The organism is Opitutales bacterium (assembly GCA_013215165.1).
Classification (GTDB): domain Bacteria; phylum Verrucomicrobiota; class Verrucomicrobiia; order Opitutales; family JABSRG01; genus JABSRG01.
In genome coordinates, this window is record JABSRG010000082.1 from 1 (window position 1) to 11,161 (window position 11,161).

The window sequence follows — 11,161 nt, forward strand, 5'->3', positions numbered from 1 at the left end:
GACTTCCTTGATCGGAAGTCCGCCAGAGCCAACCACTTTTTAATTTTTTAGCGCATCCCTATGGGATGGCTGTGAAAGGTATCAGCGGCTTCGATGGTGGTTTTCAGGGTGTTAATGCGAATGCACACTGAGCGTTCTGCCGAAAACCCCTCCCAGGCGGCATCAAAATGGTCAGGTCCAATAATCGCACGCAAGCGCTTTTCAAAAATCGGCAATCGTTCCCAGTTTGGCATAGTGATGATTGAATAGGTCTCTGTTATTTCTAGGGAAAGGTACTATGGATAATAACCTATGCATGCAGGAAAAGTGATCTCGCTCAGCGTTTCAGCGGAGCATGGATTCAGCAAGCAGCTTTGTGAAGCGGTTACGGTGGTGGAGGGCCTTGGGATTGAGGGCGATGCTCATGCCGGTGAGACAGTAAAGCATCGCTCACGCGTGAGAGCAGACCCGACTCAACCCAATCTCCGACAAGTTCATTTGATTCACAGTGAACTGTTGGAGGAGCTCGCAGCCTCGGGATTCGTGGTCAAACCGGGCGATTTGGGAGAAAATATACTCACGGAAGCCGTGCCGCTCTTAGACCTCCCGAGGCATAGTATCTTATCGATCGGAAATGACGTGGAGCTGGAGGTCACCGGGCTGCGCAATCCCTGCCAACAAATCGAAAATTTCATGCCTGGGTTGCTCGGCCAAGTTCTTAAAAAACGAGATGACGGCACTTTGGAGCGGAAGTCGGGTGTTATGACAGTCGTGCATCGAAGCGGGGTGATTCGACTGGGCGATGAGATCCGTATAACTTATCCAGAAGGCGAGTGGCTACCCTTGGAGCGGGTTTAGAAATGGCATTGCTATATCATGTGAGTAGTGAGGAAGGAATCGAGCGCTTTGAACCGCGCGACCCACCGAGTGTGGTCGCAGGCGTAGACGAGCCGTGCGTCTGGGCCATTGATGATGCAAATCTCGTGAATTATCTGCTGCCAAGGGATTGCCCGCGGGTGACTTTTTATCCGAATTCCACCACTTCCGAAGAAGATCTATCTCTTCTGGGCGGGCCTTTTCCTCAAGCCAAAAGACTTATTGCGATCGAGGATATATGGCTTGAGCGGGCGCTCACGGAGGCGCTGTGGATCTACACCTTTGAGGCTGGCAATTTTGAGCACTTGGACGCTGGAGCGGGCAATTTAATTTCAAGAGAAGCAGTGGTGCCTATTGATTGCCTCCGTCTTGAAGTGCCGCTGTTCGAGCTGGTTAAACGGGATGTCGAGCTCCGGATAGTCCCTTCTCTTTGGCCGTTGCATGATGCGGTTATCAAAGCGAACGTTCAGTTCTCAATCATCCGGATGCGCAATGCAAAGCCGCGGAATACGCAGAATAGCGCGGAAAGTTGAATTGGATTCTTCGTGTGGGAGTTAAATGAGGAAAACAGTTCTTTAGACGTCTGATTTTGCTCGGGCTATGGGTCACGTCTAAGCGTGCCTCTCCAATCATAAAAGGCGCTGGAGGGCGGCGCTTCGTCGCCGCCGAAGGAGTAGTTTGATTGCTGTGAGCCAATTCAAATCCAGAATGCCCTAGCCTACAGTCTCTGAAAGTCCTGGCCGGTGGGGCTTTGGAAGACTTTTAGGCCAAACTCTGGCATGACGGCGATGAGGTGGTCGAAGATGTCGGCTTGGATCGCTTCGTATTCGGCCCAGACGGTTGTCTTGGTGAAAAGATAGATCTCTATGGGTAGGCCTTCACCTGTGGGCTGAAGTTGGCGGATGAGGAAGGTGAGGTCGGGATGGATCTCGGGCTTAGACTTGAGCCAAGCGACACAGTAGGCGCGGAAAGTCCCGACGTTGGTCAAACTGCGCAGGTTGGCACGGGGCCCCTTTAGGTCGGCGCCCAGGGATTCATGATGCTGGCGGATGTCCTCAAGTTTGGCTTCGAGGTAGTCTTTTATGGGGCTGAAGCGTTTGAAACCTTCGATCTCTTGCTCGCTTAAAAACTTGACTGAATTCATGTCGATGTGGAGGCGTCGCTTGATGCGGCGGCCTCCGATTTCCTTCATGCCGCGCCAGTTTTTGAACGACTCGGATATGAGTGCATAGGTGGGGATCGATGTAATGGTCTTATCCCAGTTCTGCACCTTGACGGTGGTCAGGCTGACGTCGATGACGTCACCATCGGCCCCCTTTTGTGGCATTTCGATCCAATCCCCGGTGCTCACCATATTATTGACCGATAGCTGGATTCCGGCGACGAGGCCCATGATCGGATCGCGAAACACCAACAAAAGCACCGCGGTCATGGCACCGAGACCTGTGACCAAGACGGCGGGGGATTTTCCTATGATGGAGGAAACAATGAAGATCAGGCCAACGCAGAATACAACGAGTTTGATGGCCTGGACGAAGCCTTTGACTGGGATTTTTCGCGTCTGGCTGATCCTGCTGTATGCGACAACGGCGACGTTTAACACGGCATCGATGACGGCGAGCACGACGACGATCAGGTAAACCGACGCAAGGGTCTCGACGACTCCGAGGATAACACTGTCTTCCGGAAAGATCAGCGGGGCCGACAGGGTGATGACCACCATGGGCACGATGTGGGACAGTCGCGTGATGACCCGCTTTTCGAGGAGCAGGTCGTCCCATTGGTTTTTGGTCTTCTTGGCAAAGGCCGTCAGGTATTGATTGATGAGGCGCTTGGCGAGGTAGTTGGCGGCATAGGCCAACAGCAGTGCAAGAATGACGGATAAGACCTGTGCAAGCACCGCAGCAAAGGTGGGGCTGGCTTTGAGGTTAACAAATATCTCCTGAAGAAAAGTGACCATGAGCCCTATGGTGACGAATCTGAGATTTCTTCAAGGTCTAAGGGACGCGGAGTTGCATCTATTTCTTGTCAGTCTACCCATTGCTACCCGACACTAAGCGTTCGAGGGTATGGCCTCGGGGATCACAATGGCGAAGTGATCAATGCCTGCACTCAGTCCTCCCGAATTTTGCCAGCTAGACTGAGTTTTGCCGTGGACATCTCCAAGCGCGGTTACGATGGTTACGATATCTAGAAGCAAGGGCTGTCCTTTTTCGACCGGCAGTAGGGATTGAGGGATATCGAGTCTGATGTCGTAACCACCTTTGTCTACATCAAGTTCCAGGTCTATTTTTCCTGTCAAATCGTTATATTCACGGTCACGGATGACAGGGTTTTCTGGGTCCGGAAGCACGAGGATCTGCTTTCCAAACTTGTCGGTCTCATCTTCCGAGGCGACTAGGATCTTCAGCAAACTGCCTTTCCATGGACGTTCCTTGTCTACCTGGATATCGGTATCTGACACACGAAACTGGAAGGTCCACCCCGATTGAGTGGGTTTGGCTAATCCGGTAGCGACAACATCGCTGCTGAACAAGACTTCGATTTTAGCTTCCTTGTTGAGCTCATTGAGTTCGATACGTTGGCGGTGCGGGACCCTTAATGCAATGCAGACACAGTCTATACGATTATGCTCGATCCACACTTCTAGGCCATCCTCGTTTCCAGATGTGCGTTGGACTTTCAATGGAATCTCGATTCGCTCGTCTATCCCAAGGCTGAGTCTCATTTTTCCTTCGTTTTCAATACTGTAGCCCGTGCAAGTCATGATCTGTATCTCGCTGTCAAATGGCGCCTGTGTTTCGTTTTCGGCTACCAGCACGAGTTCGACAGAGTCATGATCAGCCAGATCAATCGCCTTTCGGGATTCGATTTTCGCGACGACGCGTTTCAAAGAGTCGACTGAGCGGCCTGTGTTGTGGCGTGTCGGAGAAAATTCGCCGAGAACACCATCCTTCTGGTGTTGCTCAATCATTTCATCACACATTTTCCAGATCTGGTCGAGAGTGAGGGTGGCCGCTGTGTGGGGATCGGACATGACAGCATGATAAATATGCTCACGTTTACCGGTTAATGCGGCTTCAACCGTCAGAGCTTGGACGTTGATGTTTGTTTGGCAGATGGCTGCGAGCTGGGGTGGAAGGTCGCCAATGTGTGTGGGTTGGATACCTTGTTTGTCGACGAGACAAGGCACCTCGACACAGCAACCCTCTGGGAGGTTGGTGATTAGGCGTGTGTTCGGGACATTGCCATAGATGACGGAGAGTTCCCCTGTCTCGCAGGAGTTGATGATCTCGGATCCGTATTCCAAGGACTTTTTAATCTCAACCTTGGCATTTGGGTTTACCATCCGCGCCTCGGTCTTTTCCCAGGTGGCTATTATCGACTCGCAGCGGCGAATGTACTCATCGATCGGGATGTCGAACTTTTCTATCATCTCATCACCGTGATGGATAAAGTAAGGATTGTATTCGGCTTGGTGCTCCGAAGATTGGGTGACGAAGTAACCGAGACGACGCATCATCTCAAAACGGACCTTGTTCATGGAGAATGTTTTCGGGTCTTCCAGCGCTTTGAACAAGAGTGGGTAGGCATCTTGTCCTCGATATTTGAAATCGAGGAAGAAGGCCATGTGATTGATGCCTGCTACCTTATAGGTGACATCGTCGTAATCGAGCCCACAGTGTTTGCTGATTTGTCTCGATGTTCCCTGAACGGAATGGCAGAGCCCGACGCTATCAATACCAGTAGCACGATCGATCGCCCACATGTTCATGGCCATCGGGTTGCTGTAATTGAGAAGCAGTGGGTCTGCTGCGCCTACGTTTTGGAGCGTTTTTGCGACGTTGATGAGCGGAGGTATCGTGCGCAATGAGCGAAATACGCCGCCCACGCCTAGGGTGTCGGCGATGGTCTGTTTTAAGCCGTATTTCTTTGGAATTTCGAAGTCGACTACGGTCGAGGGACGATAGCCACCGACTTGGATTGTAGTCACTGCGTATTTTGCGCCACGGCAGGCTTCTTCGAGGTCGAGCGTTGCTGAGATAGTGGCAGGGACCTTCAGTTGGCTCGCTATTTTGTCAGCAACGGTTTTGGCCACTTTGAGGCGTCGCGCGTCGATGTCCATGAGCGCAATGTGGACGTTTTCGAGAGCCGGGTGCTGAAGAATATCTCCGATGAGGTTCTTTGCAAAGACGACGCTTCCAGCGCCAATGAGTGTGATCTTTGTCATGGGTCTTGGGGTTGAATTTCTGGCAATATTATCATTTCTGCTTCGATTTTTATATAGCCTTTGTGTGAGAATAAATTTACACAAAGTGATATGGGCGTGGATTTGATGAGTGTCGGCTCACTCTCTAAACTTCAGATTGTAGATCACACATCGCGATATTACTGGAACCTTCGCAACCGGAGAGAATTTTCGACGATTATAAAGTTAACCCTATCTGGACGTGGGCGTATGCAGAGTCGGGATAAGGTATACGATACGGCTCCAGGGAGTGCTCTTCTGATGTTTGCAACTGAAGACACCCAATACTTCTACCCCAATGATGCCACCCAAGCCTGGAAGTTTTGTTGGATAAATATAATGGGGGGAGACGACTTGTTTCGATCCTTGCATGAGCAGCATGGTCCTCTTTTGGAGATGGGTATTGAGAGCCGTTCAGCAGAGCAGATCTATGCAGTGTGTGATTTGTTTGACTCAAGAGGCTTTGAGGACCGCTACCACGAGAGTGCGGTTCTCTACCGCCTTTCGATGGTAATGATGCAGGAGCTCAACACTGCTAGGAAACAGCGATCTTCAATGGATACTGCTCGTGATTACCTCATGGACCATCACCGTAGCTATGTAAATGTGAAGGAGGTGGCGCATCATTTCGGAATGAGTCGCGAGCATTTCATCCGTTCATTCCGCGAACGTCATGGTGTGACACCCGGGAGATTCTTGCGCCATGAGCGGATAGGCACAGCACGCTATCTGTTGGAGAATACGGACTTCACATTGGATAAGGTCGCCGAGGAGATCGGTCTTGGAAGTGCCAGTGCCTTCTGCCGGATGTTTAGAGAATCAACCGGAGAAACTCCGATTTCATGGCGTAAGAAGATGTAGTGACTGGATAAGTGACAGCTCTCAGAATTGGAGTAACACTAGCTAGTTAGAGCCTAAATGAAGCGTCTGGAGTCTTACTAAATAGCAGTCGCGACATGCATGAAGCCAGAGGAGTAGCGATGGTTTGAACCCCTCTTTCTCTGCGTATGATTCCGGTTAAGAACTTACGCTGGATGGGTTTGAGTTCGGTGCATCGAGGTGCCAGTAGCCATTCCTTTGAGCGCACCCAACTTAGATAGCGGAACACGTTTGCATAGCCTACACCTGAAGCATTGCCCATAGGGATGATCACGCGTTGAAACCTGCGACTGGTAGACGAGATTTTCTGGAATCCGTAATCGTCGAGTTCTGTGGCATGGATTGCCTCGTCGATGCGAAGGTCTTCGGCGATCTCGGCGTGGCAGCGGCCGTCCGTCAATACAGCAATTTGGTCCAGGGGCCATGCTGCGCGACAGGCGTCGATAACGGCATCGAGCTTTTCGACTGCGACGCAACGGACAATAAGTGTAGAGACGGTCTTGCTCATCAGTCGAGGAAGGAGAAAGGCGCCATCCAGTCGATGGATAATTGTGCGAACTGTTTTTCCTTAAGTCTGAAGACTTTCTCAGGGTGTGCGTGCCAGAGTTTTTTCGCCTCATTCATGGCGCGTAGGTATAGGGTGGTGCGCTGAAGTATTGTGTAGACGAGGATATCCCGAACACGTTGCTTAACAAGGTGTTTCCAAGACTCTTCTGGAGCAAAGCGCAGTGCTAGAAGTAATAAATTACGGCAATGATAGAAGGCGTGGCGTTGGTCTATTCGGTTGGTTTGCGAGGAAAGATGGGCCACCTGTGCGTCTGGGCAGTGTAAGAGGTTACACCCGTGGGCAATAGCCCGTGCAGACCAGTGTAGCTCTGCTCCCCAGAAAAAGAGTTCTGGATCTAACCCGCCAATGCGCTGGACCGTCTCTGTGCGCAACAATGAGCCGGCATGGTGAAAGGTTCCGGCTTCACAAAGCGATGAGCTTTTAGTGACACGCATTTGCACTCGTGTATTACGAACGACCGAAAGAGAGATCGAATCTGCTTCGACTCCACTCAGAATGATCCGGGCGAGCCCGTCCCAAGTTTCTAGGCGTGGCGCGCTGTCATCATCTAAAGTGAGTATCCATTCCCCTTGTGCTGCTGCATATCCTTTGTTGAGGCCCGATATGCCCTGGTTGTCCGACGTTTCTATCAGTTTGATACTGGGGTGATTATTGCGAAGCCAAGCCTGAGTCCCATCGGTCGAGCCATTGTCACAAACAATGATTTCCTTCCAACAGTCGCCGGGCGATCGTAGGGTTTGGATCGTGAGCTCAAGGTCCTGTAGTCTGTTAAGTGAGAGCACCACGACACTGATATGTTTCAATACCTCGATTTCGGGTGGCAGTGACTGGATACTACTGTGATCTTGTTGGGAAAAACGCATCGGTTCAGGTCTACAAATCGCCTGAGGGATGCATAGATGAAGTCACAGAGCATTATTTAAACTTCTGTGAAAATATGGGTGAGTATTAAGGACAGCTATGGGCAGGGCTACTATTTGACAGAACCTGCGAAACAAACACTGCCAGTATGAAACACGAATTTGTCCTCATTTCGAGACATCCAGAGCTTTACGGGTCTGTGACGAATACACTTAGGAAGCTTTTTGGCGTCCAAGCACACGTTAAGCGTATCGGACACGGTGCGCGTTGTCTGTGCGGTGGCATTCCCAATAATGCAATTGTCATTGCTGATGCTGATGGAATCAGTGGACAAAGCTTTCGTGAAATTATTTCTGATGAGGTCGGACATCGTTTCCCAGTGATCGCGATCATGGACGAGCACCATCCGGCTTACAATGCGATTTGCCGCATGGGTATTTGCTCGGTCATCAAATCCGCACCTGAGGGAGTTTTTCGCCGGTCACTTGAGCATGCCGTCATGGACTTGATAAACCTTCTGGCGCTCCAGCAGGTCGAGCAAATGATCGCTGCCGGAACTCACTCGCGGAATCCATTTACTTCGCGTCCTCCGTTCGGGGCGTTCTAGGGACTTTGCCGGGAATATGATTCCTAGATACTTCTAGCAGCGGCCTGGCACGAAGCCAGGCCCTAAGAGTCAGCTGGCCTACTGAGCCTTAGCCAGCCGGGGTATTATTCCGTGCGATGATAAGTTTATTATCCGGTGGTTGAGTGCCTAAGTTAGCCTTGTTTGTAATCACTCCGTCGCACTCGTCCCATGTGCACTCCCGGACCATCTCTCTCTGCCCAAATTTCGATGAATCTGCCAAAAGATAGGTCTGATCGGCATTGACCATCATGCTGCGTTCGATCTCTACCACCAGGTCGTTGTTGTTGTAAGCGCCATCCTCAAGAATGCCCCCGACAGAAAGGAAAGCGATTGTCGCGCGGAAACGATGAATCGAAGCTACAGCTTCGGGCCCTACCAATTGGGCGCTCCGCGGGTAAAGATATCCTCCGGTCATAAATACCTCGGCCCCGTTTGAATCTGGGCGCAGGCGATCGATCTCTGATGCAATCAGGAGTGAGTTGGTGACAATGCGGACGGGTCGTCGTGCCAAGAGGACACCCAGGTGATAGGTCGTCGTGCCTCCATCCATAAACACGATCATTCCGTCGCTGATTCGCTCGTTGGCCTCATTGGCGATGGCAATCTTTTCGAGCCGATGCGTGTCAAAACGCCAGCTCGTAGGCGTGAATAGGCCAGGATTTTTGAACGTCTCCTCGTCTTTCTGGATGCCGCCCCAGGTCTTTTGTGCACGCCCTTCTTCCACAAGCTGTGTAAAAGCGCGGCGAGCGGTGGCGGGTGATATGCCGAAGTGTGCACAAGCCTCATCGACGCTGAGTTCCCCAGTTTGATCGAGAATCTGGAGGATGCGCTGGTTACGGTGGTTAGTCTTCATGTTGGTAAATATAAATTCCCATACGTATCGGACAAATATGGGTCGAACTGATTGAATATATGGCAAATCTTCTCTCTTAGTGATTATAAAATGATAAATAAAATATTGAAAAATGATCATAAAATAATCATTTTTTGACCATGAAGCTAAATCTTGGTATCAAGTCTGATCCTGTAAACTACCGGTATTCCTTTCCTTGGCTGTTTCGCCTGATGGCAGAAGAAGGAGTCACAGAACTCCAACTCGGATCATTTTTTGAAATTTACCACCTTGACGACAGCTACTTCGCTAAACTGCGCAAACAGGCGGCCGACCATGGAGTGCGCATTGATAGCTTATTCACCGCGCACCGCGAACTGGGCGGCTTTTTCCGTGAAGACCCTGAATGGGTGCCTGTAGCGCGGCGAAACTATGAGCGCTTTATCGAGATTGGTGCTCTCCTGGGAGCACGTGCGGTTGGATCGAATCCAGGTGCCTTACCTCGCGATCTAATGGGACTCAAAGAGGCAGGCATTGAGCGCTACCTAGGACACATGAAGGAGCTGATGCACTTTGCACGTGATCGCGGCATTGAGTGGCTTACGATTGAACCCATGTCGTGCCTCGCCGAGCCGCCAACTATTCCTTCGGAGATCGCACACATGGGTGAAATCTTGACTGATTATCACCATGCTCATGCGTCTAGCACCTCCAAGGTGGGCTATTGTTCAGATATTTCCCATGGTTATGTGGACCAGCAAGGTGAGCGTGGATTTAGCCATATCGAACTGTTCGAAGCTACCCTTCCGTGGATGTACGAGGTCCATCTTAAGAATACGGACACGGTCTTCGGCTCCACCTTTGGGTTTGAGCCAATGAATCTGGAAAATGGGATCGTTGATGTGGGCGTTTTTCGCGATATTTTGCTGTCTAAGGCGGATCAATGTCCCGTCGATGAAATGACCGCTTATCTCGAGATCGGGGGTCCAAAATTGGGTCGCGACTATTCAGACTGCCAGCTTGAGGATCAGCTTCGCCAGTCCATACGTTATCTCAAGGACGCTTTTTTACCGAAATCGGAGGAGAGTTCTTCTGCCGCGCCGGTTGTAGAAGTGAGTCGACCTCAGAACGCCAATCGAGTCGAGATCGCGCCCTCCATGATGTGTGTAGACCCTCTCAACTTTGAGAGTGCCCTGCGCCGTGTCGAAGCACTGGGTGTCGATATGCTTCACATGGATATCATGGATGGCTCCTTTGTCCCCAACCTCACCATGGGGCTCGGTGTCGTCGATGCATTGGCAGATAAGACCAGCCTGCCTTTGGATATTCATCTTATGGTCGACGATCCCGATTTCTTCATCGACCTTTTGAAGGAGACAGGCGTCTCGCAAATCTCAGTTCATGCAGAGGCTTGCACGCACCTCGACCGCACCCTGACGCAGATACGTGAGATCGGAGCAAAGGCTGGCGTGGCTATTAACCCAGGAACGCCCCTTGAGGCCATAGAGTATGTGCTTGATCGCTTGGACTACGTGCTGGTGATGACGGTGAATCCGGGCTTCGCCGGGCAGCAAATGACTCCCGCGTCGATCCGCAAGATTGCTGATTGCCGCAAGTTACTGGATGATCGCGGTTACCGCGAAATGCCGATCCAGGTCGATGGAAATGTCAGTTTCGCCAATATCCCAGCCATGGTAGCGGCGGGCGGAACGAATCTCGTTGCCGGTACGAGCAGTATATTCAACTCAGCCGCAAGTTGGTCAGAAAACCTCGAGCGGACGCATGCCGCGATTGCCGAGGGTCTGAGCCAAAATGCCGAGCCCGCCGTCGTTTAATCATTTTTCAAACCTTCTATGAGTAAACAGCAGAACATGGAAGCCATCGTCTTACACGGTGTCTCCGATCTTCGATTTGAAAATGTCCCGGTGCCTGCACTGACCGCTGGTAAGGTGCGTGTCCGCATCGGATTTTGTGGGGTGTGCGGCTCGGACATTCCGCGTAGCTTTGTGAAGGGTACTTACAGTTTTCCGACAGTCTGTGGCCATGAATTTGCAGGCACGATCGAAGCAGTGGGTGAAGGTGTGGATGGCTGGGCGGTCGGGGATCGCGTAGCGGTATTTCCTCTCATCTGGCGCGAGGATCATCCGGCTTCGGAAAAAGGAGAGTATGCCCAGTCGGATGGTTACGATTATCTTGGATCACGTAGTGATGGGGGTGCAATTGAAGGAACGGGGAGTTTTTTTGCAGAAACACCACTTTAAGGTGTACAAGCGTTCACTAATATGAAAT

The 11,161-nt window shown here is 51.2% G+C and carries 12 protein-coding genes; 6 read left to right on the top strand and 6 right to left on the bottom strand.

Going from position 1 to position 11,161, the window contains the following annotated elements:
- Window positions 1-47: 47 nt before the first annotated feature.
- Window positions 48-233 carry a hypothetical protein gene (locus HRU10_13970; protein NRA28338.1) on the bottom strand — a complete coding sequence of 62 codons (186 nt, stop codon included), beginning with the start codon at window positions 231-233 and terminating at the stop codon, window positions 48-50.
- A 58-nt stretch (window positions 234-291) separates the two neighbouring features.
- On the opposite strand from HRU10_13970, the gene HRU10_13975 reads away from it, so the two are divergent.
- Both HRU10_13975 and HRU10_13980 read left to right on the top strand, forming a co-directional pair.
- A complete protein-coding gene (locus tag HRU10_13975) occupies window positions 292-837 on the top strand; it encodes an MOSC domain-containing protein (GenBank protein NRA28339.1) in 546 nt (181 codons plus the stop codon).
- Window positions 813-1,388: a hypothetical protein gene (locus tag HRU10_13980; protein NRA28340.1), complete on the top strand. Its 576-nt coding sequence runs from the start codon at window positions 813-815 to the stop codon at window positions 1,386-1,388. The genes HRU10_13975 and HRU10_13980 overlap by 25 nt, the downstream gene beginning before the upstream one ends.
- Window positions 1,389-1,573: 185 nt before the next feature.
- On the opposite strand, the gene HRU10_13985 is transcribed toward HRU10_13980, so the two are convergent.
- Together HRU10_13985 and HRU10_13990 are read right to left on the bottom strand one after the other, a co-directional pair.
- Complete coding sequence (locus HRU10_13985) at window positions 1,574-2,815, bottom strand: mechanosensitive ion channel (protein NRA28341.1); 1,242 nt, start codon at window positions 2,813-2,815, stop codon at window positions 1,574-1,576.
- 93 nt (window positions 2,816-2,908) lie between these two features.
- Window positions 2,909-5,086: an alpha-glucosidase/alpha-galactosidase gene (locus tag HRU10_13990; GenBank protein ID NRA28342.1), complete on the bottom strand. Its 2,178-nt coding sequence runs from the start codon at window positions 5,084-5,086 to the stop codon at window positions 2,909-2,911.
- A gap of 90 nt (window positions 5,087-5,176) precedes the next feature.
- Here HRU10_13990 and HRU10_13995 point away from each other — a divergent pair, with 90 nt between their 5' ends.
- The gene (locus HRU10_13995) at window positions 5,177-5,965 is read left to right on the top strand and encodes a helix-turn-helix transcriptional regulator (protein NRA28343.1); all 789 of its coding nucleotides are present in this window, start codon (window positions 5,177-5,179) and stop codon (window positions 5,963-5,965) included.
- A gap of 46 nt (window positions 5,966-6,011) precedes the next feature.
- Here the strand turns inward: HRU10_13995 and HRU10_14000 are convergent, their stop codons facing one another.
- Both HRU10_14000 and HRU10_14005 read right to left on the bottom strand, forming a co-directional pair.
- A complete protein-coding gene (locus HRU10_14000; protein ID NRA28344.1) occupies window positions 6,012-6,491 on the bottom strand; it encodes a hypothetical protein in 480 nt (159 codons plus the stop codon).
- On the bottom strand, window positions 6,491-7,414 hold the full coding sequence (locus HRU10_14005; protein NRA28345.1) for a glycosyltransferase family 2 protein: 924 nt from the start codon (window positions 7,412-7,414) through the stop codon (window positions 6,491-6,493). The genes HRU10_14000 and HRU10_14005 overlap by 1 nt, the downstream gene beginning before the upstream one ends.
- Before the next feature lie 146 nt (window positions 7,415-7,560).
- Between HRU10_14005 and HRU10_14010 the strand changes: the two genes are divergently transcribed.
- On the top strand, window positions 7,561-8,019 hold the full coding sequence (locus tag HRU10_14010) for a hypothetical protein (protein NRA28346.1): 459 nt from the start codon (window positions 7,561-7,563) through the stop codon (window positions 8,017-8,019).
- Between the two features lie 88 nt (window positions 8,020-8,107).
- Here the strand turns inward: HRU10_14010 and HRU10_14015 are convergent, their stop codons facing one another.
- Window positions 8,108-8,893, bottom strand: coding sequence for a DeoR/GlpR transcriptional regulator (locus tag HRU10_14015; protein ID NRA28347.1), 786 nt, complete (start codon window positions 8,891-8,893; stop codon window positions 8,108-8,110).
- 140 nt (window positions 8,894-9,033) lie between these two features.
- Here HRU10_14015 and rpe point away from each other — a divergent pair, with 140 nt between their 5' ends.
- Both rpe and HRU10_14025 read left to right on the top strand, forming a co-directional pair.
- The gene (gene rpe / locus HRU10_14020; protein NRA28348.1) at window positions 9,034-10,707 is read left to right on the top strand and encodes a ribulose-phosphate 3-epimerase; all 1,674 of its coding nucleotides are present in this window, start codon (window positions 9,034-9,036) and stop codon (window positions 10,705-10,707) included.
- An 18-nt stretch (window positions 10,708-10,725) separates the two neighbouring features.
- Complete coding sequence (locus HRU10_14025) at window positions 10,726-11,133, top strand: alcohol dehydrogenase catalytic domain-containing protein (protein ID NRA28349.1); 408 nt, start codon at window positions 10,726-10,728, stop codon at window positions 11,131-11,133.
- The last annotated feature ends 28 nt before the right edge of the window (window positions 11,134-11,161 follow it).